This is a genomic window from Clostridium sp. (assembly GCF_029267215.1).
In the GTDB taxonomy this organism is placed as follows: Bacteria; Bacillota; Clostridia; order Clostridiales; family Clostridiaceae; genus Sarcina.
The window spans coordinates 37,425-58,916 of the sequence record NZ_JARIDH010000016.1 but is presented as its reverse complement, the minus strand read 5'-3'; the positions used below and the strand labels follow the sequence as shown (position 1 = coordinate 58,916).

Below are 21,492 nucleotides of genomic sequence, written 5' to 3'. Positions count from 1 at the left end.
GACCATCTTAATAAGCAGTTTAGAGTTTCATTGAATATGGAAGAATAATAGCGTTAAGAAGCGAAGTTGTTTGACCAGAGGGAGTTTCTTCGCTTTAGCTATTATTCTGGAATATTCAATAGAAACTCTCTGCGCAATTAAGTAGGTCTGAAAGGCTAGCTAAAATCAACATTCTCTTAAAACAGAACCTCTGACTAATTAATTGTTAAAATTGTATTTTAAGCCCTCTTTTAAAACCCTATAAGGAATTTTAAATTCTCTAATACCAGAAGAATATGGTGCTATTTCATATTGTTGAAAATATATTATAATTCCATCTCTATTTAAATAATATGCTTGTTTTTCATTTACTCCTTTAAACAATCCACCATTATCAAAATATATACTAGGTTCTTTTGCAATTTCTTCTCTTATAAGCTTATCTATTATGTCATTATAATTAAAACCCTCTTTAAATAAATTATTTAAATTTAATTTTTCTCCAGTTTTCAAATCATAATTATAAGAAATTTTTGTTGTCAATCCATGGGCACCACCAGTATATTGATAATAAGTCATTGGTATGCTTATTACCTCAGAAGTATCAAAAACTTCATAAAGACTATATGCTTCCATCTTTGGCATTTCTTTTCCTGCTTTCTCATAGTCTTTACTATACTCTTCTCCTAAAAGCTTAATATCATTTACCCATGATAATGTAAAATCTTCAATAGTTTTATTTATTTTTTTAAAAACTTCATTTTCTCCTTTTATAAAAGGATACTTAACTTTAACCTCATATTTTTCTGTATTCTCTTCCAAAGTTTTATCCTCAATATAAATGCTATTAATCTGAGCACCTAATACTTCAGTTGAAAATACCATTAAAATAACAAGTATAATTTCTCCAAATTTCTTTAACCTCATTAAATCACCTCATTTTTATAAGTTAATTTTCACTACTTATGTTATTTTTCTCTTAGGTGATATAATTATGTATAAATACATATATAAAAAATCTTTAGGGGGGTAATAAAATGATTTTTTTAACTTTATTAGCTATATTAATAATTGTACTAACTACTTTATTTATATTAGTTGGAATTTATGTTTTTAAATCAACATCACTTAGAAAACTCCACAACATAGAGGAAAGTTGTAATAGATATGTTAATAAAAAAATTTTTAATAAAGAATTATATGATTCACTTCATAAAGAAGATATAACATTAAAATCTTCTGACGGCCTTAATCTTGTATCAACTTTAATAATGAATGAAAAACCTAGTAACAAATTTATAATATTAGCCCATGGTATTTCTATTTGTTATGTAGGTTCTTTAAAATACTTTGATATTTTCTATAAACATGGCTTCAATGTTCTAATAATAAATCAAAGAAGACATGGCAAAAGTGAAGGTAAGTACTCTTCCTTTGGTTTTTTTGAAAAATATGATTTAAACATGTGGATTGAATACTTAAAAGAAAGATTCGGAAATGATATAATTTTAGGGATTCATGGAGAATCAATGGGTGCAGGGACAGTAATGGAAACTCTTCCATTAAATGATTCAATAAAGTTTGCAATTGAGGACTGTGGCTATTCAAATGTTTATGAACTTATGAAATTTCAAATAACACATGAATTTAAAAACCATATTATAAGAAAACTTCTTATTCCTGGAATAACAGTTGCTAACTGGATTATGATTTTGAAAGCTAAATTTTCAATGAAGAAAATAATACCTTTAGACATAGTTTCAAAAACTAATGTTCCAATGATGTTTATACATGGAAAAGAAGATTATTTTGTTCCATGGTATATGGCAGTTGATTTGTATAATGCTAAAATTAATGGGTATAGAGAATTATATCTAGTTGAGGGGGCTGCCCATGCAGAATCACTTGAAGTAAACAAGCCTCTATATGAGGAAAAGGTAATTGAATTCATAAAAAAAGCTCTATCCAATGAAGGAATAGAACTTTAATTATTATTATAATATATTACTTTATAAAACTTACAAATCTATTCTGAGAACTTCTAAATTCAACTAAGAATTTCTAGTTGTTCCTTTAATACTATTTGTAAGTTTTATTTTTATCTTGAAGCTTCTTCTGTTTTTATAGAATCCTCAGTTAGTCTGTTTATTTCAGCTAACTCTTTCTTTGTTATGTATCTCCAAGAACCTATTTTTAAATTTCCTAAGCTAACATTCATTATTCTAACTCTTTCTAATTTTTTAACTTCATATCCAAAATGCTCACACATTCTTCTAATCTGTCTATTTAATCCTTGAGTAAGAATAATTCTAAAAGAATTTTTACCTTCTTTTTTAACAAAGCATTTCTTAGTTACTGTTCCAAGTATAGGAACTCCATTACTCATACCTTTTATAAAAGAGTCTTTAATCTCCTTATCCACTGTAACTATATATTCTTTTTCATGATTATTCCCAGCTCTTAAAATTTTATTTACTATGTCTCCATCATTAGTCATAAAAATTAATCCTTGAGAATCCTTATCTAGCCTTCCTATTGGGAATATTCTTTTTTCATGATTAACAAAGTCAACTATATTTCCTTTAACTTTACTTTCTGTTGTACAAGTTATTCCAACAGGCTTATTTAATGCAATATAAACAAGTTCATTTTCAACTTTTAAAGGCTTTCCATCTATTGAAACAAGTTGTCCTCTTGAAACCTTAGTACCTGTAGTTGCAATAATTCCATTAATTTTAACTCTTCCTTGTTCTATAATCTTGTCTGCTTCTCTTCTTGAACAATATCCAGTTTCACTTATATATTTATTTAACCTTACTTCATCTCTAAAATCATTTTTATTAGAAATAATAACAGTAGTTTTTTCTGAGGCTTTCTTTGCAACCTTTTGATTAGTTCTTAAAGTATTCTTACTTTCAATAGGCTTTCTATTTGATTTTTGCTTATCTCCTCTTCTACTAGATTTGTTAGATATTTTTCTATCCTTATTATTTTTCGCTATTCTTCTTGCCATAAATAATCCTTCCTTAATTAATTTTTCTTTTCATACCCTGAATTATTTATCTTTATTTTAAAGTTATTTTTATGATTATCATCACTATTAATGCTTTCTACATAATCTGTAACCTTATTTAAATCTGAAGTATCTACCATTTTACCTGCTATATAAACATTAACAATTCTATTAGGTGGCATCATATTATTTTCTTCAAACCCCTTTAAAACCTGAATCATACCATCTTCAAACTTCTCATTTTTAAGATTTAACTCTGTTAAAAGTATATTACCTTTTTCAGTTCCAGAAAAACTATAAACTATTCTATCAAACCTGTTAAGTCCAAGCTTCACTTTCGATGTTCCCTGAATAAGAATTGTTGTTTCTTGTTTATTATAAATTCTAGTATAACCTCCTAATAAAACTAAAAATATTAATAAAACTCCAATAACATATTTTCTATAATGCTTTAAACTTCTTTTTTCCTTACCAGAAAGTTCTTCTCCAACTTTATCCTCACCCTTTATATTTATCCTTACAAACTTACCTTCCTTAGTCATTATTATAGTACTCTTTGTACCTTCTAAAATAACTAAGCCCTTATATATACTATTTTCAGTAGCCCCCCCTTTAATAACAGCAAGTGCTTCTAAATCCTTGAAGTTTATATTTAAATAAGTTGCTAAATTTGTATAATCTGAATTATATATTAAAATCATGTATGCAATTATATATTTTGACCATTTCTCTATTTTATCATTACTAATTTTTGTTTTCTTTGCAACAATCTTTGTATTTAGTTGTTTTCTATTTAATATTTTTCTTAAAAGTATTTCTTCATCAACCAAGAAATAAGCAATATTAAGAATTAAATTTCTCTCTTCTAAGCTATAGGACTCCTCAGTTAAACTTCTAACATCAACCTTAAAATCTTTAAGCTCTTTTATGAAAGTTTTAATCTCTTTTTTTAATAACTTTTTATTTAACTTTTTTTTCATATTTCTAGAAGAAAATATATACTTATCTTTTCTAAAAGTTACTTCACTCACCTACTTCAAACTCCTTTATCTATATATTTTACAAAAAATAAGACCAAGCTCTAAAACCCAGTCTTATTCTACTAACTTTCCTTTAACTATTACCCTCTTTTTGGCACCAATTGTACAAGTAACTATTGTTATTGTTGCATCCTCAGTCTGTTTTAAGGATTCAGTTTGATTTGGAGTAACCTCATACATATATTCTACTTCATATGTATATTTATGACCGTTATAAGTAACATACACCTTATCACCTTTTTCAAGCTTGTCTATCTCTTTAAAAGGTTCTCCAAAATAAGAAACTCTATGACCAGCTATTGCAAAATTACCTTTTTCACCTGGCATTGCTGATTCTGGAAAATGTCCTACATTATATTTTATATCCTTAATTTCAACACCTTGAACAATTCCAACTTTCAAATCTAATGTTGGAATTTCTAAAATAGCAAATCCTTTTCCATTTATAATATGATGTGATTTTTCATGTTTTTTTATTTCACCACTATTATCATTAGTATTAATATTAGATTCATCATCAAAATTTATGTTCTTAAAACTCTCTAACATTTCAGCCTGTTTTCTATTAGTATCATATTTCATCCAAATTGTAGCCCCAATAAGAGATATACCAAATAAAATTAGAATAATCCCTAAAATATTTCTGAGTTTCCCCCTCACTCTCAAAACACCCCTTTTTTATTCAATTTTGCCTTTTTATTATAACACAGCCAATATTATATCTATATAAAATTTTCTTAAGAATATCCATCTTTTATGCAAAGCAAACTTTTATTTTGTATAATTTTTATTACTTTTGATAAGAAATTAATATTTATATATAATTAAATCATAGTTAAAATAAACAAAAAAATTTTAAAGAGGTGGAAAATATGAGAATAGGAATGGGATATGATGTCCATAAATTAGTTGAAAATAGAGATTTAATATTAGGAGGAGTTAATATCCCCTACGAAAAAGGGCTTTTAGGACATTCAGATGCAGATGTTTTGCTTCATTCAATTATGGACTCACTTTTAGGTGCAGCTGCCTTAGGCGATATAGGAAAACACTTTCCAGATACTGACCCTAAATATAAGGGAGCAGATAGCATAAAACTTCTTGAATTTGTTGGAGAGCTTTTATACAAAAATAATTATAAAATTTCAAATATAGATGCAACAATAATAGCACAAAGGCCTAAAATGGCTCCTCACATAAAAACAATGAGAGAGAATATTGCAAAAGCATTAAAAATAAATTTAGACCAAATAAATGTTAAGGCTACAACAGAGGAAGGATTAGGTTTCACAGGTTCAGGAGATGGAATTTCTTCTCAAAGTATATGCCTTATAACAAAATAAAAAATTTATAATTATTACTTCGAAAATATCACTAAAACTTAGAAACTTCCTACGTTAAGCAATCTAAGCTTTTTAAAGTGATATTTTCTACTTAATAATTTAAATTCTAAAGACCCTCTAGATACCTCTTCATATTATTTTCAAGTTTTATAAAAAATTGTTTTTATTCATGTCATTTTTTTATTTATTCAGTAACAAAAACATCTAAGTTGTTTATTTTAACCTCCTCTTTCTTTTGGAAAAAGGTAATAAATAATATTGCACTTATTCCCATTAAATATGGATAGAATAAAAATTTCATTATATCAAAACTTTTTAATCCAGTTAAAGCTGCTGCTGACATAAGTTGGGCTCCATATGGAATTATTCCTTGAATCGCACAAGAAAACATATCTAAAATTCCTGCAACTCTCTTTGAATCTAAGTTATATTTATTTGAAATATCCTTAGCTAAAGGTCCTACTGTAACTATTGCTATAGTATTATTGGCAGTACATAAATCCACTAAACTTACCAATAATCCAACTCCAAATTCTGCACCTCTTTTACTATTTATTCTTTTAGTAACTAAATTTAATACATAGTCTATCCCACCATTTTCTTTTACAATTTCAACTATCCCACCAATTATTATTGAAATTAATATAAGTTCACTCATTCCACCAATACCTACTGAAATTGAATCAAAAAACATTTTTAAATTCATAGATCCTGTGAAAAATCCAATTCCACCAGCTAAAATAATTCCACCTGATAAAATAGCAATCACATTAACCCCCATTAATGCTGCTATTAAAATTCCTATGTAGGGAATAACTTTTATTAAACTATAATCATAACTTCCAACAAAAGCATCTACTCCACTTCCTAAGAAAGCATACAAAATAACAACTATAATTGAAGCTGGCAAAACCACTTTAAAATTCATTCTAAATTTATCTCTCATCTCACATCCTTGAGTTCTTGTGGCTGCTATTGTTGTGTCAGAAATCATTGAAAGATTGTCCCCAAACATAGATCCACCAACAACTGCTCCCACAAGAAGAGGTAAAGCTATCTCTGTTTTTTCTGCTATACCAACAGCTATTGGTACTATGGCAGCGATTGTCCCCATTGATGTACCTAATGATATTGCAATAAATGATGATATTAAAAATATACCTGCTATTAAAATATTTTTAGGTAAAATTGATAATCCAAGATTAACTGTAGATTCTACAGCGCCCATATTTTTCGCGACCTCTGCAAAAGCACCTGCTAATATAAATATTAAGCACATTAAAATTATATTATTGTTTCCTGCACCTCTACAAAAGGTTTCTATATTATTTTCCATTCCATTTTTTTTATTCATAAAAATTCCTACTAAGACTGCAATAACTCCTGGCACAATAACTGATACCGAGTAAAAATCTTTCATTATTAAAGAAGTTCCTAAATAGATTGCCACAAAAATTATTAATGGTAGTAATGCTGAAAATTTTCCTTTTTTCATTTTATTTCCTCCTCATCTATTTAATAAACCTATCTTATCTATCCTACAAAAAAAACTTCCACCCTAAGGATAGAAGTTTATTATTCTTACAAATTTTCTTTCTTATCTCTCAGTTTCTACCGCAGGATTTAGCACCGCTATAAATCTTTTATAAAGCAAATTATTTCTGACTTTAATTTTTAAAAATCATCATTACCTTAACCACAAAGAATTACCGGTTGCTGGGTTTCACAGGGCCAGTCCCTCTACCTCTCTTGATAAGCTTTATTAAATTTTATTTTTACTAATAGTATCATGTCAAATTTTTACTGTCAATAATTAAAGTATTTTTTAACATTCTATTTATTTTATACAAGTTTATAAAGTAAACTTTCAAGAGCTATACCCTCATTAGGAGGATAATCAAATTGTTCACTATATTCTATAGCTTCAGAAATAAAGTTACATGCTTTCCCTAAAGCTTCCTCAATACTTTCTCCTCTTAAAATCCAGCCTATTAAAATTGAGGCAAAAGCATCCCCTGTTCCACAATAAAAAGCATCTATTTTTTTGTGTGAATATGTATAAAACATATTTTCTTCTCTGTCATAAAGAACAGTATCTATATAATCTCCACCTTTTATACTTGGAACACTAGTTATAATACTTACTTTAGGGCCTAACTTACTAAGTCTAATTAAACAATCCCTAATCTCTTCTTTATTTAAATTTTCTTTATATTTTTTACCCAAAAGAAATGTAGCCTCTGTAATATTAGGAGTGATTATATCAGCATTTTTTATTAACCCCCTCATTTCTTCAATCATTTTTTCATCCATACCATTATATAACTTTCCATTATCCCCCATAACAGGATCTATAACAACTAAAGTCTCTTCCTCTTTAAAATCTTTTATAAAATCCTCAACAAATTCAACTTGACTTGGATTAGCTAAATATCCACTATAAATACATTGAAAATCCAATTTTAATCTTTTCCAATGATTTTTAGTCTCACATATAAAATCACTTAATCCTCTAATAGCTGGTTTTCCAAATCCATCTGTATGAGTTGATAACACTGCAGTTGGTAGTGGACAAACTTGATTTCCCATAGCTGATAATATAGGAATTATTGTTGCTAATGCCGCTCTCCCATAACATGAAATATCATGTATTGCTGCAACTTTTTTCATAGGTTTCATAGTTTTTTCTCCCTTCCAAACAGATATCTTATTAATACTTTTACTTAGGGAAGTAGAAATATTTCTCCTAACTTAATATAAAATCCGCATTATTTTATTATTATATTAATTTCAAAATCTTATATCAAATGTATCGATTTAATTTTATTTTTTTACTATAAAGTATTTAATCTTTAAGATTAAGTTATGTTTTAAGAAAATGTTTATTTTAACTACACCTTAAATTTCATAGAAAGTTTTTATATTCATCAAAACTCTAAATTACTTTAGAAGTTCTTATAAGTTTTATCTAAAATCAACACTTTTTAAAATAAATTATAATATTAAATACTTTATTATAAATATTATAATTAAAAACCTTAAAAATAAAAAAGCACCACTTAAACAAGTGATGCTTGATTTGGTGCACCATCAGGGATTCGAACCCTGGACTCCCTGATTAAGAGTCAGGTGCTCTACCAACTGAGCTAATGGTGCATATTTACTTTTAAACCCACCTTCCCCTTTTATGTAATTAATTTACATGTATATGTGAAAAATGGAGCGGGTACCGGGAATCGAACCCGGGTATCCAGCTTGGAAGGCTGGTGTTCTACCATTGAACTACACCCGCTTGGTATGACTATATATTAACATAAAATTATTTTTTTGTCAATAAAAGTTTATTATTTAATTTAATATTAAAAAATGGCTGGGATAGCAGGATTCGAACCTGCGAATGACGGAGTCAAAGTCCGTTGCCTTACCGCTTGGCGATATCCCAACATGGTGTACCTTAAGGGATTCGAACCCCTGACCCACGGCTTAGAAGGCCGTTGCTCTATCCAGCTGAGCTAAAGATACACAAACTTGAATCAACAAAAATTATTATACATATTTCTATCTATTCTGTCAATATTTTTTTGATTTTTTTTTATTTTATCAATACCAAGGATGTTACTTTTAAACAATATCTTCCAAATATTTGAATAATATATTTTTAAACTTTTCTTCATATTCTTTATTTTTATGGGCATTCTCACAAATTTTAAACCACTCTTCTGTTGTCATGCCTATTTTTTTTTCATAACATTTTTCACAGTCAGTTTGTAAATTTGTTTCAACAATAAATTTTCCCAATTCTTCAGCATTATTAAAAACTTTTAGATATAAAAACTCATCACTATCTCCAAGCCAATTATTATTAAATCTGCTACAAAAAATTCTAAGCTTCCTCATTCCTTGTTCAGAACTTAATCCATTTAATTTTCTCAATGCTAAAATATCATTTTTCATTTTTTTCTTATCTTCTTCAGTATTATTTATATTTATCATAGATATAATTTGCTCAACATCATTTGATGGAATATGTGTTATTAATTTTTTCTTGCCTTCAACCCATTTGTAATAAGCTTCTGGCATAAAAACATATTGGATAAATTGTACCAAATGATTAAAATTAGGAACCATTACCCAAACATTTTGTATTCCAACATGTCTATTAAATATTACGTAATGCAAATATTTGGTATTTTCAGTTATAGGTTCATCTTTAAACATTCTACCTTTTAGGGTTTCGTTCTTTCTTATTAACTCACTCCAAAATTTTTCTGGATTTTCATCATTAAATAATTTTTTACGAAATAAACTACGCATCTCAACACCCCCTTGTATGTTTATAATTTAATTATATTTTTAATTTTTTATAACATCAAAGCTTAAAAAAAACTAAATTTCTTTATATATCCTCCTATACCTTTAAATACCTTACTTATATTGATTAAACTGTTTTTTTATGCTATTTTATTACTATAAATGGGTATGCTAAGTTAAGGAGGATTATATGTATTATTATTGTGAAATTTGTGGTGATTATGCAGATGTTCACCACATAGTTCATAAATCAGAAGGTGGTCTAGATTTTAAACTAAATTATAAATATTTATGCAAAAAACACCACCGCTCAAAAAATGGTCCTCATAAGGATAAGATTGTTGATTTAAACTACAAATTAGAAATGCAAAATAATTTAAATGAGCTTTTTAAGAAAAATTTTTATCCTGGAAATGAGGTAAAAGAAATACTAGGTCTTACTCCAGGTTCATTAAAAAAACTTACTAAAAATCTTAAACTTTACAAAGAAGGATTTTCAAGAGAAGATTTAATATTTAACCTTATGGGAAGAAAAATTTATTCAGAAGAATATATAGAAGATTTTATATTACAAAGAGCGATAAATTGTTTATAATAAAAATTAAAGGGCTTTATCAAATATAATAATAAACTTATTTTGATACACGCCCTTTTTTCTTACTTAAATTATAGTGAATTAATAACCAATTATATAATACTTAAGAATTTTCCATGATTAGTTAACCTAAATTAATTATATAATTTTTCTAAAATACTATCCTTATCATAAAGATTTAACTCTTCTAATATCAATCTAGCTAATTCAATATTTCCAAAAGAAGTTAAAAACATATTATTTGATATAATATTATTATCTAAATACTCTTTACTAAATTTATTTAAAAACAAACCATAAGAGTCTATAATTATCCCTTTATTTTCATATAATAAATTTCCAATAATACCTGATTCCTTCTTAGATACCTCATGAAATCTAATTAAATTTAATAAAGGTACTATTCCTAAACTACTTACTTTTTTAAAAAAGTCATTCAATCTTCTATTAAAATTCTTATCTAAATCTACTAAATTTATGTTTAATATCATAACCTTACAATTATACTTTTTAAGTAAATTTTCTAAATCACTAAACTTTTCCTTATTCAAAAAATCTTTCTTGGTTAAATCTATGACGTATCTTTCTTTACCATTTGGAATATTAGAGCTTAACTCCCATCTAATTCTTTCCTCTATATACTCAACATAATTTTTAAAATTAATAGGTTCATTTTTCTCTACTTTGTATTCTTCTCCTAAAAACACCCATGTTCCTTCTTCTTTTATTATTTTTTCAAGAAAAGTTTTCTTTATTTCACTATTCATAGATAATATTTCTGATGAATCTATACCTAAATGCTCATTTAACTCCCTATGAAAATTATTATTATGCATAAACTTCAAATCCCAATTAACATTTAAAATGTTATAGTTATTGTAATTTAAAGATTTTAATATATATTTTATAAATTCTAAATGTCCAAATTCATTTGGATGTATTGAATCATTTAAAAGTTTTTTTCTTATTTCATTATCTTTCTTTTCAAGTTCAACCCACTTATTATAGTGATCTATTATAAAAACATTCTCAGTTTTAGATAATTTCCTAACAATATTCATATATCTATTTAAAGAATCTCTAGATTCATCAAACTTTATTGTATTACTTGTTTGTAATATTGGAATAGCTCCAATTTTTCTAATTCTATTAATTAAATACTTTAAATTTTCTTCATATCTTTCCAAATTAACCTTTTCAAAAGCAGAATCATTCATTCCTATCATTAAAAAAACAACCTCTGGTTCATAAACTTCAATCCAAGTTTTAAAATTTTTTACTATATCATCAGTAGTTGCCCCTGAAACCCCAGTATTTCTAATTTTATTAACTCTTCCATCAATTCTTTCTCTTCTAACTATCTCTTTAAAATATTCTGAATAACTCCTATATCCATTAGTATGAAATGGTCCATGTGTTATACTGTCACCTGCAAAAACAATGCTTACCTCTTCTTTTCCTTCAAATATTTCACTTAAAAATTTTCCACTTTCAAAAAAATCTTTAGCAATACTATTTTTCATGTATTTAGCATAATATTCTTCTTTTAAATTTATTTTAAACTCTTTCTCAAATATTTTTTTACACATAAAATAATTCCCCCAAATTATCTTACTTCACATATAATAAAACTTATACTCTTAATTATCTATTAAAAATCTTAATTTAATTCCTAATTATATATTTATTCATTTACTTTTATTTATATGTTACATTTTTTAAATTTTGTAAAATACATTTTATAGAAAAAGTATTAATCTTCTAAAAATCTATTAATACTCATATTAAAATAACTCTTTCATAAATATCTTTAATTATAAAAAAAGCAACTGAAATTAATCAGTTGCTTTTTGTGGAGCGGGTACCGGGAATCGAACCCGGGTATCCAGCTTGGAAGGCTGGTGTTCTACCATTGAACTACACCCGCATATGGAGCGGAAGACGGGACTCGAACCCGCAACTTTCACCTTGGCAAGGTGACACTCTACCATTGAGTCACTCCCGCAGAATATAAATTTTAAATTTTCAAAAATGGAGCGGGTACCGGGAATCGAACCCGGGTATCCAGCTTGGAAGGCTGGTGTTCTACCATTGAACTACACCCGCTTAAGTTTGGTGCAGATGAAGGGAGTCGAACCCCCACGCCTAAGGCGCTAGATCCTAAGTCTAGTGCGTCTGCCAATTCCGCCACATCTGCAAAAACTACTCTTTTATTATACTTATTTTCAATTTATATTTCAAGTATTTTAATATTATTTTTTATAAAATCTAATTAATAATAACATATTATAAATTTTCAAAATATAATATTCTTAAATAAGAATAAAAAATAATACCTTTAAAAAAATACAAAAATAAATTTAATATTTAAATCTATTCTATAAATAACTTCCTTTTCGTCATAATATCCATTGACATGTAAATACAATAAACTTATAATCAGAAGTATATATTATATAATTAATACGTTGAAGAGAAGAGTAAACTTCGGTACATTTTCAGAGAGAAAGTATAGTAGCTGTGAGTACTTTTAAATGGAATTAGTTGAAAACTACCTCTGAGTGACTCTAATAAAGTCCGTTTTAATCACGTTACCGATTAAGTAAAGTGGTACTTTTATAAAGTACAATTTGGGTGGAACCACGGGAATATACACTCTCGTCCCTTTTCGATTTGAAAAGAGATGAGAGTTTTTTATTTTATATGAATAAATATCAATCAAATGAAAGGAGCAATTAATATGATAAAAATTACTTTAAAAGACGGTTCAGTTAAAGAAGTTGAAGCTGGACTTTCAATATTTGAAATAGCTCAAGGCATAAGCCAAGGATTAGCTAGAAACGCATGTTGTGGATTAATAAATGGAAAAGTTGAGGATTTAAGATTCAAAGTTAATGAAGATTGTGAGTTAGCTATATGCACTTTTGATTCTAACGAAGGACAACATGCTTTTAACCACACAGCTTCTCACGTATTAGCTTATGCTGTTAAAAGATTATTCCCTGAAGATAAATTAGCTATAGGACCTTCAATAGATAATGGATTCTATTATGACTTTGATACAGAGAAACCATTCACAGCTGATGAATTAAACAAATTAGAAGCTGAAATGAAGAATATAATAAAAGAAAATCCAGAAATAAAAAGATTTGAACTTCCAAGAAATGAAGCTTTAGAACTTATGAAGGATGAGCCTTATAAAGTTGAACTTATAAACGATCTTCCAGAAGATGAGGTAATTTCATTCTACCAAATAGGAGATTTTACAGACTTATGTGCAGGTCCTCATTTAATGGCTTTAAAACCAATAAAAGCTTTTAAATTATTAAGATGTACTGGTGCTTACTGGAAAGGTAATGAAAAAAATAAAATGCTTTCAAGAGTATATGGTACTGCATTCCCTAAAAGATCAGAATTAGATGCTTATCTAGAAGCTTTAGAAGAAGCTAAAAAAAGAGATCATAATAAATTAGGAAGAGAATTAGGAATATTCACAACTGATGAGAACGTAGGTCAAGGTCTTCCTCTATTAATGCCAAAAGGAGCTAGAATAATCCAAACTCTTCAAAGATGGATAGAAGACGAAGAACAAAGAAGAGGATATGTTTTAACTAAAACTCCTTTAATGGCTAAAAGTGATCTTTACAAAATTTCAGGACACTGGGATCACTATAAAGATGGCATGTTCGTTTTAGGTGATGAAGAACATGATAGCGAAGTATTTGCTTTAAGACCTATGACTTGCCCATTCCAATATGCAATCTATAATTCAACTCAACACAGTTATAGAGATTTACCTGTAAGATTTGCTGAAACTTCTACTCTATTTAGAAATGAATCTTCAGGAGAAATGCATGGTCTTATCAGAGTAAGACAATTCACTCTTGCTGATGGACATATAGTATGTACTCCAGAGCAATTAGAAGATGAATTTAAAAATACTGTTGATTTAATCAAATATGTTATGAATACTTTAGGAATTTCTGATGATATTACTTACAGATTCTCAAAATGGGACCCAAATAACACTGAGAAATATATAAACAATCCTGAAGCTTGGGAAAATACTCAAAACATCATGAGAGAGATATTAAATCACTTAAATATAGATTTCACTGAAGCTGATGATGAAGCTGCTTTCTATGGACCAAAACTTGATATCCAATTCAAAAACGTTCATGGTAAAGAAGATACAATTATCACAGTTCAAATTGACTTCGCTTTAGCTGAAAGATTTGGAATGTACTACATTGATAAAGATGGAGAGAAAAAACGTCCTTACATCATTCACAGAAGTTCAATAGGATGTTATGAAAGAACATTAGCAATGCTTATAGAAAAATATGCAGGTGCTCTTCCAACTTGGATAGCTCCAGTTCAAGCAAAAGTTCTTCCTCTATCTGACAAATATGCTGATTATGCCAACGAAGTTGTTGAAGAATTAAGAAGAAGAGGCGTTAGAGTTGAAGCTGACCACAGAGCTGAAAAAATAGGATACAAAATAAGAGAAGCTAGATTAGAAAGAACTCCTTATATCTTAGTTGTTGGAGAAAAAGAAGCTGAAAATAAAGAAGTTTCTGTAAGAAGCAGAAAGAACGGCGAAGAAGGTGCTATGCCTTTAGCTGACTTCATAAACAGAATTGTACTTGAAATAGCTAATAAAGAACACTAAAATTTATAAAAAAAGAACTTGGAAAACAATCCAAGTTCTTTTTTTTATTAAGCTTTGTTTTAAACAATTTCTTAAAAAATAACCTTATATTAAAACTTACTATCGTCTATATTACTTAAATATTTATCAACTTCTCCAACTACACTCTCTACACAGCCATTTTCAAATGGTGATTTTAAATTTGCATAATCAACTAATCCTAAGAATGTTTTTGTTCCACCTACATTACAAAGATTTAAATAATCTTTCCATGCCTTTTCATGATTTTCTCTATCTTTTTTCCAAAATTGAAGTGCACATATTTGAGCTAATGTGTAGTCAATATAATAAAATGGTGATAGGAATATATGATTTTGTTGGAACCACCAGCCTCCTCTTTCTAGGAAATCACACTCTTCATAATTTTTATGAGGAAGATATTTTTTCTCTATTCTTCTCCAAGCATCTTTTCTCTCTTTTGGAGTAGCTTCTGGATTTTCATATACAAAGTGTTGGAATTCATCAACTGTTATTCCATATGGTATAAATTTAACAGCTGATCCTAAATGATAGAATCTATATTTGTCCGCCTCTTCTTTAAAGAATAAATTCATCCAAGGCCAAGCAAAGAATTCCATACTCATGGAATGTATTTCACAACTTTCCATAGTTGGCCACTGACATTCTAACATTTCAATCCATGAACTTCTATAACATTGGAAGGCATGACCTGCTTCATGTGTAAGAACATCTACATCCCCTGCTGTTCCATTAAAGTTTGAAAATATAAATGGGCTCTTATATTCTGGGAAACTTTCACAATATCCACCTGCTGCTTTTCCTTTTTTAGCTAATAAATCCATTAATTCATTATCAACCATAAAGTTAAAGAATTCCTTAGTTTCTTCTGAAAGTTCAGAATACATTGTTTTAGCATTATTAACTATCCACTCTGAATCTCCCTTTGGAGTTGGATTACCACTTAAAAATTCAAACTTTTCATCATAATAACTTAATTTATCAAGACCTAATCTCTTAGCCTGTCTTTCATACAATCTATTATTTATTGGAACAATATACTCTTCGACTTGTTTTCTAAAGTTTTTAACCATCTCTTTGTTATAATCAAATCTATTCATTCTCATATAACCTAATTCAACAAAATTATTGTATCCAAGCTTCTTAGCAATTTTTGTTCTTACCTTTACTAGTTCATCAAATATTCTATCTATTTCATCTTCATTTTCAACGAAGAATTTAAACTTAGCCTCTGATGCTCTTTTTCTAACATCTCTATCTGATGATGTCACAAAAGGAGTTAATTGTGCTAATGTTCTTTCTTCTCCATGAAATTCTATTTTAGCTGATGCAATAAGCTTTTGATATTGGCTAGCTAATTTATTTTCAAGCTTCATATCTTCTATTACATCTTTTGAGAAACATTTCTTAGCAAACTCAGCTCCTTTTATTAAAGGCTCTCCATAATATTTGCTTATTTCTTCTTTAAACTTAGAATTTAATAAAGCATCATAAAAATTATTATTTATTTCATTTACTAATGGTGAATTTTCATCCCAAAATTCACTTTCTTCATTATAAAACTCATCTTCAGTATTAATAGTATGTCTAGCCATTGCTAAACAACTCATTGTTACTACATGATTTCTAATCTTATTGATTTTGGCAATAATAAGTTTAACCTCTTCGAAATCCTTAGCTTTTTTTAAATTTTCAATAAGGGAATTTATTCTCTTACCACATTCATTAATATTTGGTCTTTCATACTTAAAATCTTTAAATTTCATTTTTTAACCCCCTTGTTTTACAAATATCCTTAATATAATTTTTGCATATAAAAAACTTATTATCAATAATTTATATTTAATATTAACATTTATATAATCACATAATAATTTAATCTATGATTTAAAATAATTCCCTTTTTAAATCATAGGTTTATGATTAATATTTTAATTCTATTATTCTTTTATCGCTTATTATAGTTTGAACTTTCTCATCAAAAAATTCATGTGGAATCTCATCTAAAATCTGAAAATCATAACATAAAGCTACTCTTTTACTATTAGGATATTTACTTAAAAATCTATCATAAAATCCTCCACCATATCCTAATCTATTACCATTTATATCAAAAGCTAAACCAGGTATTATAATTAAATCAACCTCTTCACTAATATCCTCACAGTCAATGCTAGGTTCTAAAATACCATAGGCCCCACTTTCATTTAATTGTAATAATGAATCTATTTTTAATGCTTTCATTTGTATTTCTTTTTTATTTATAGGGATAACTTTTGGAACTGCTACTACTTTATTTAATTTTATTAATTCTCTTATTATTTCAACTGTATTAACTTCTAAATCCATATTTACATATATGAAAACAGTCTTACTATTTCTAAAAACATCACTTTTAAAAAGAGCTTCTCTTATTTTTCTATCAGCTTCATTTTTTAGTTCCTTATGAAAAATCTCTCTTTTATGTTTAATCTCTCTTCTTAATTCTCCTTTATCCATAAAAAACCCTCCCAATATTTTAGATAATTTTACCATATAATATATTTCAATACCATATAAAAAATTAGATCTGTTTTATTAAAATGTTTATTTTATCTATATATTTAGAGCTACTTAATAAGCAATTATATCTAAAATCAACATTGGTTTAAAACAGATCCAAAATCATAATTTAATTATTTTAAATTAATACTACTTTATTTTTAATTTATATTTAACTATTAAATTTATATTACTATTATTTTTACTAATAGACATTCAAAAGTCTTTCTCTTACTTTTTTTCCTCTGGCATAAAGCCACTATGTTTCACGCCATTAATCTATAAAAAGTCCTTTTATATTTATTTAGTTGCTACAATTGTAAAAGTCTTTGGAATACCTTTATCAAATACTTCACTTGATAAATTAGGTTCCTCAGTTAAGCTCTCAATTTTTAATCCTGAACTTGCCACTGATGTAACTATCTCACCTAAATTCCACTTACGAAGATATACTTTTTCCACTTCACCCTTATCTAAGTATTTTGAATAAGCAACCTCCTTCTCTTCTAATGAAGTATCAAAATAATCTCCTGTTACCTTATGCTTTCTAACCTTAGCCGTAGTTCCTCTTGATGTTATAAGTTTTGTTGAAACAGGATGAAAATCTCTTATTACTGCCTTTCCACCTTCTTTTAATAAATCACTCATAACTTCAATAAAAGGAGCTAAATCTGAGAAATAATGAAGTATTCCCATCTCTGCAAAAACAATATCATAATTTCCAGTGATAACTTCCTCTGGCATATTTAAAACATCACTTAAAATATAGTTTATTTCAACTCCACAAGCCTTTGCTAAGTCTAATGCATATCTCTTATTTCCTTCAGAAAAATCAACCACAGTAACCTGAGCCCCCAGTAAAGCTAATGCTACAGCCTTATTACCATTTGACCCCATAAGATTAAATATTTTTTTGCCTTTTACATCACCAAATTTATCTAACAATACATTTAACTTTTTCTCAGGCATACTTTTTATTTTTTCTGCAGCTTCTTTAGAAGTTCCAAACCTTTTTACCCAAGCATTATAAGTTTCTTTATTCCATGCCTCTTCATTTTCATTTACACAAACACTTTTATCATTAAAATCCTTATTCTCTTTAATTTTATCCACAGTAATACCTCACCAAATAATATTAGCTTTTTCCTTATATTCTAAGGGTTTAGCGAAAGTATTATACTTCAATAACTTCTATTTTTCAATATATTTATTAGCATACATACTTTATATTAATATTTTCTAATTAAAATATTTATAAATTTATATAATAATGTTTTTTTATTTAGGCTCTATTTTAAACCTAGTATTGATTTTATATAGAACTTTTTAATCATCTTAATAAGCATTGCTTATAAGATAGTTAAAACACACTCTTAAAACATAAACTAAAATAAAAAAGTGTTAATATCCTAATTTTAGGAATATTAACACTTTCTCATAAACACATATATAAATAAGATCTAAAAAATTTTAAGATTCTATAAAATGAACTACGCTCTTTGAACTTCTAACATAGATTCAAGATCTTTAATAATTACATTAACAATTTCTAATTTACCTTTAGCATAATCCTTATCTTTTAACCAGTTTAATCCTGATTCAAGACATTTTTTCGTTTCTTTATATTCTTCTAACATTTTTAATAAATTCTCATTATTCATAATAAAAGCCCCCTTCTGCTTATTCAACAGTTACTGATTTAGCTAGATTACGTGGTTTATCTACATCAAAACCTTTTGCTTTTGCCACATAATATGAGAATAATTGTAATGGTACAACACTTAATACTGGTGATAATAAGCTCATTGTTTCAGGTATTTCTATTAATCCTTGGAACATAGCTCTCTTACTTTCTTCCATATCTCCTTTAAAACATACTCCTAAAACTTCCGCACCTCTTGTAACAACTTCCTGTACGTTACTTATCATCTTATCAACAAGCTCTCTCTGAGTTAATAAAGATATTACTGGAACACCTTTCTCAATAAGAGCTATTGGACCATGTTTAAGTTCTCCACCTGCATATGCTTCTGAGTGAATGTAAGAAATCTCTTTTAATTTTAAAGATCCTTCCATTGCTACTCCATAATCCATTCCTCTTCCTAAGAAGTATAAATCTCTTTCTTTAGAAGCCTTTTCTGCAAACTCTTTTATTAACTCTGTGTTTTCAAGAATTTTAGAAACTTTCTCTGGTAACTCTAGCATAGCTTTCTTAATTTCTTCTATTTCAACACTTGATTTAGTACCCTTTAACTCTGCAAAATATAAGGCTACTGTATACATAGCTATTAACTGAGTTACATATGCCTTTGTTGATGCAACTGCAATCTCAGGACCAGCCCATGTATATAAAACATCATCTGCTTCTCTTGAAACTGAACTTCCAACAACATTTGTTATAGCCAATACTCTTGCACCCTTAGCCTGTCCATCTCTTAATACAGCTAAAGTATCGGCAGTTTCTCCTGATTGGCTTAATACTATTATTAAAGTTTTTTCTGTGATAACAGCATCTCTATATCTAAATTCTGAAGCTATATCAACTTCAACTGGTATTCTAACTAATTTTTCTATTGCATACTTTCCAATTACTCCAGCATGATAAGCTGTTCCACAAGCTACTATATATACTCTATCAACATTATCTAAGTATTCCTTAGTTATTGATATATCATCTAAAGTTACTTCTTTGCCTTCCATAATTCTTGATGTCATAGTATCTTTTATAGCTTTTGGCTGTTCATTTATTTCTTTTAACATGAAATCTTCATATCCACCTTTTTCAGCAGCATCAACATTCCAAGTTATATGATAAACTTCTTTTTCAATTGGATTCTTTTCTTCATCAAAAAGACTTACTCCATCATTTGTTATAACAACAAATTCTTTATCTTCTAAAAGATAAACTTCTCTTGTGTGGTTTAATACAGCTGGTATATCAGAAGCTATGAAGAATTCTCCTTCTCCTAATCCAACTATTAGTGGGCTATCTTTTCTCACTGCAACTAATTTTTCTGGTTCATTGTTACATATAACGCCAATAGCATATGAACCTTCTAATTTTTTAGAAGCTTCCATAACAGCCTCTAGTAAATCCCCTTTATAATAAAAATCTATTAAATTAGGAATTACCTCTGTATCTGTTTCTGATTTAAAAGTATATCCTTTTTCAACTAACCAATTTCTTAGTTCATTATAGTTTTCAATAATTCCATTATGAACCACAGCTATTGTTTCTTTACCATTCATATGAGGATGTGAATTAACATCTGATGGTTCACCATGAGTAGCCCATCTAGTATGCCCAATTCCTATAACTCCATTTATTGGATTTTTTTCTAACATACTTTCTAAATTAGCAAGTCTTCCTTTATGCTTTTCAGCCTTAATTTTTTCATTTTCTAAAACAGCAACTCCCGCTGAATCATATCCTCTATATTCTAACTTTGATAATCCTTCAACTAATATATCTGTTGCTTGTTTATTTCCTACATATCCTACTATTCCGCACATATTATATTTCTTCCTTCCACTTTTTTAAATTTACACTTTCAAAATAAGTTTAATATAAATCTCTAAAATGCATAGAAGGTTTTAACACCCAAATAGCTTTGTCCTTAGAATTACTTCTAAGTTTTAACTAATTCTTTTACGGTAGTGCTATACCGTGGGGCATCCGCCGAAATTTTCGATACTCCCCATCCTCGTCAACTTAAACTATAAATTGAATATTAGCTTTAAGTTCTGGCGCTTAATTTTTCATTTTGAAAGTTTAATATATTCTATGCATCAACTTTTAAAAATTCTACAAGCTTATTCTATCACCTACAAAATATTTTTCAACGTTTTAAAAGCTATTTTAATCTATTTCATTTGATTTTTTCTAGTTTTTTTGAATTATTTTTAAATATCTGTCTATACCTCTATATTTCTTTCATTTATCATATTAATGTATAGTTGTATAGACATCTATATCCTTT

Annotated in this window: 17 protein-coding genes, 8 tRNA genes, 1 riboswitch and 1 other annotated feature; of the genes, 4 read left to right on the top strand and 21 right to left on the bottom strand. The window is 27.8% G+C overall.

Features of this window, described 5'->3' with window-relative positions:
- Nucleotides 1–198: 198 nt before the first annotated feature.
- A complete protein-coding gene (locus Q1K13_RS01485) occupies nucleotides 199–906 on the bottom strand; it encodes a DUF3298 and DUF4163 domain-containing protein (protein WP_300347142.1) in 708 nt (235 codons plus the stop codon).
- A gap of 110 nt (nucleotides 907–1,016) precedes the next feature.
- Between Q1K13_RS01485 and Q1K13_RS01480 the strand changes: the two genes are divergently transcribed.
- Nucleotides 1,017–1,967 carry an alpha/beta hydrolase gene (locus tag Q1K13_RS01480; RefSeq protein WP_300347140.1) on the top strand — a complete coding sequence of 317 codons (951 nt, stop codon included), beginning with the start codon at nucleotides 1,017–1,019 and terminating at the stop codon, nucleotides 1,965–1,967.
- A 110-nt stretch (nucleotides 1,968–2,077) separates the two neighbouring features.
- Here the strand turns inward: Q1K13_RS01480 and rluF are convergent, their stop codons facing one another.
- The 3 genes from rluF to Q1K13_RS01465 form a co-directional block, all read right to left on the bottom strand.
- Nucleotides 2,078–2,992, bottom strand: a complete 915-nt coding sequence (gene rluF, locus Q1K13_RS01475; protein WP_300347138.1) for a 23S rRNA pseudouridine(2604) synthase RluF — start codon at nucleotides 2,990–2,992, stop codon at nucleotides 2,078–2,080.
- Nucleotides 2,993–3,009: 17 nt separating this feature from the next.
- Complete coding sequence (locus tag Q1K13_RS01470) at nucleotides 3,010–4,023, bottom strand: anti-sigma factor domain-containing protein (RefSeq protein ID WP_300347136.1); 1,014 nt, start codon at nucleotides 4,021–4,023, stop codon at nucleotides 3,010–3,012.
- 63 nt (nucleotides 4,024–4,086) lie between these two features.
- Nucleotides 4,087–4,692: a class D sortase gene (locus tag Q1K13_RS01465; protein ID WP_300347134.1), complete on the bottom strand. Its 606-nt coding sequence runs from the start codon at nucleotides 4,690–4,692 to the stop codon at nucleotides 4,087–4,089.
- A 212-nt stretch (nucleotides 4,693–4,904) separates the two neighbouring features.
- On the opposite strand from Q1K13_RS01465, the gene ispF reads away from it, so the two are divergent.
- Entirely contained in the window at nucleotides 4,905–5,375 is a 471-nt protein-coding gene (gene ispF / locus Q1K13_RS01460) for a 2-C-methyl-D-erythritol 2,4-cyclodiphosphate synthase (protein ID WP_300347132.1), read from the top strand.
- 184 nt (nucleotides 5,376–5,559) lie between these two features.
- Here ispF and Q1K13_RS01455 read toward each other — a convergent pair whose 3' ends face one another.
- The 7 genes from Q1K13_RS01455 to Q1K13_RS01425 all read right to left on the bottom strand — a co-directional run bounded on the left by Q1K13_RS01455 (nucleotide 5,560) and on the right by Q1K13_RS01425 (nucleotide 9,689).
- Nucleotides 5,560–6,870 carry a Na+/H+ antiporter NhaC family protein gene (locus Q1K13_RS01455; protein WP_300347129.1) on the bottom strand — a complete coding sequence of 437 codons (1,311 nt, stop codon included), beginning with the start codon at nucleotides 6,868–6,870 and terminating at the stop codon, nucleotides 5,560–5,562.
- Nucleotides 6,871–6,969: 99 nt separating this feature from the next.
- Nucleotides 6,970–7,134: riboswitch (SAM riboswitch) on the bottom strand.
- Between the two features lie 83 nt (nucleotides 7,135–7,217).
- Entirely contained in the window at nucleotides 7,218–8,054 is an 837-nt protein-coding gene (locus Q1K13_RS01450; RefSeq protein WP_300347127.1) for a pyridoxamine kinase, read from the bottom strand.
- 401 nt (nucleotides 8,055–8,455) lie between these two features.
- Nucleotides 8,456–8,531, bottom strand: a tRNA-Lys gene (locus Q1K13_RS01445).
- Nucleotides 8,532–8,593: 62 nt separating this feature from the next.
- Nucleotides 8,594–8,667 (bottom strand) — tRNA-Gly (locus Q1K13_RS01440).
- Between the two features lie 75 nt (nucleotides 8,668–8,742).
- Nucleotides 8,743–8,817 (bottom strand) — tRNA-Gln (locus Q1K13_RS01435).
- 3 nt (nucleotides 8,818–8,820) lie between these two features.
- Nucleotides 8,821–8,897: transfer RNA gene (locus Q1K13_RS01430), tRNA-Arg, on the bottom strand.
- A 99-nt stretch (nucleotides 8,898–8,996) separates the two neighbouring features.
- A complete protein-coding gene (locus Q1K13_RS01425; protein WP_300347125.1) occupies nucleotides 8,997–9,689 on the bottom strand; it encodes a hypothetical protein in 693 nt (230 codons plus the stop codon).
- Nucleotides 9,690–9,876: 187 nt separating this feature from the next.
- Between Q1K13_RS01425 and Q1K13_RS01420 the strand changes: the two genes are divergently transcribed.
- The gene (locus tag Q1K13_RS01420; RefSeq protein WP_300347123.1) at nucleotides 9,877–10,281 is read left to right on the top strand and encodes an HNH endonuclease signature motif containing protein; all 405 of its coding nucleotides are present in this window, start codon (nucleotides 9,877–9,879) and stop codon (nucleotides 10,279–10,281) included.
- Between the two features lie 134 nt (nucleotides 10,282–10,415).
- Here Q1K13_RS01420 and Q1K13_RS01415 read toward each other — a convergent pair whose 3' ends face one another.
- The 5 genes from Q1K13_RS01415 to Q1K13_RS01395 all read right to left on the bottom strand — a co-directional run bounded on the left by Q1K13_RS01415 (nucleotide 10,416) and on the right by Q1K13_RS01395 (nucleotide 12,478).
- Nucleotides 10,416–11,870: an SGNH/GDSL hydrolase family protein gene (locus Q1K13_RS01415; protein WP_300347122.1), complete on the bottom strand. Its 1,455-nt coding sequence runs from the start codon at nucleotides 11,868–11,870 to the stop codon at nucleotides 10,416–10,418.
- Nucleotides 11,871–12,134: 264 nt separating this feature from the next.
- Nucleotides 12,135–12,208: transfer RNA gene (locus tag Q1K13_RS01410), tRNA-Gly, on the bottom strand.
- Nucleotides 12,209–12,211: 3 nt separating this feature from the next.
- Nucleotides 12,212–12,286 (bottom strand) — tRNA-Gly (locus Q1K13_RS01405).
- A gap of 27 nt (nucleotides 12,287–12,313) precedes the next feature.
- A tRNA-Gly gene (locus Q1K13_RS01400) sits at nucleotides 12,314–12,387 on the bottom strand.
- A gap of 7 nt (nucleotides 12,388–12,394) precedes the next feature.
- A tRNA-Leu gene (locus Q1K13_RS01395) sits at nucleotides 12,395–12,478 on the bottom strand.
- A gap of 262 nt (nucleotides 12,479–12,740) precedes the next feature.
- Nucleotides 12,741–12,950 (top strand) — a binding site (T-box leader).
- Nucleotides 12,951–13,021: 71 nt separating this feature from the next.
- On the opposite strand from Q1K13_RS01395, the gene thrS reads away from it, so the two are divergent.
- The gene (thrS, locus tag Q1K13_RS01390; RefSeq protein WP_300347120.1) at nucleotides 13,022–14,953 is read left to right on the top strand and encodes a threonine--tRNA ligase; all 1,932 of its coding nucleotides are present in this window, start codon (nucleotides 13,022–13,024) and stop codon (nucleotides 14,951–14,953) included.
- A gap of 89 nt (nucleotides 14,954–15,042) precedes the next feature.
- Here thrS and Q1K13_RS01385 read toward each other — a convergent pair whose 3' ends face one another.
- The 5 genes from Q1K13_RS01385 to glmS form a co-directional block, all read right to left on the bottom strand.
- Complete coding sequence (locus Q1K13_RS01385; RefSeq protein WP_300347119.1) at nucleotides 15,043–16,737, bottom strand: M3 family oligoendopeptidase; 1,695 nt, start codon at nucleotides 16,735–16,737, stop codon at nucleotides 15,043–15,045.
- A gap of 157 nt (nucleotides 16,738–16,894) precedes the next feature.
- A complete protein-coding gene (locus Q1K13_RS01380) occupies nucleotides 16,895–17,470 on the bottom strand; it encodes a 5-formyltetrahydrofolate cyclo-ligase (RefSeq protein ID WP_300347118.1) in 576 nt (191 codons plus the stop codon).
- 342 nt (nucleotides 17,471–17,812) lie between these two features.
- On the bottom strand, nucleotides 17,813–18,625 hold the full coding sequence (locus Q1K13_RS01375) for a class I SAM-dependent methyltransferase (RefSeq protein ID WP_300347115.1): 813 nt from the start codon (nucleotides 18,623–18,625) through the stop codon (nucleotides 17,813–17,815).
- A 377-nt stretch (nucleotides 18,626–19,002) separates the two neighbouring features.
- Nucleotides 19,003–19,173: a hypothetical protein gene (locus tag Q1K13_RS01370; protein WP_300347114.1), complete on the bottom strand. Its 171-nt coding sequence runs from the start codon at nucleotides 19,171–19,173 to the stop codon at nucleotides 19,003–19,005.
- Nucleotides 19,174–19,192: 19 nt separating this feature from the next.
- Nucleotides 19,193–21,025, bottom strand: coding sequence for a glutamine--fructose-6-phosphate transaminase (isomerizing) (gene glmS, locus Q1K13_RS01365; RefSeq protein ID WP_300347113.1), 1,833 nt, complete (start codon nucleotides 21,023–21,025; stop codon nucleotides 19,193–19,195).
- Nucleotides 21,026–21,492 lie beyond the last annotated feature (467 nt).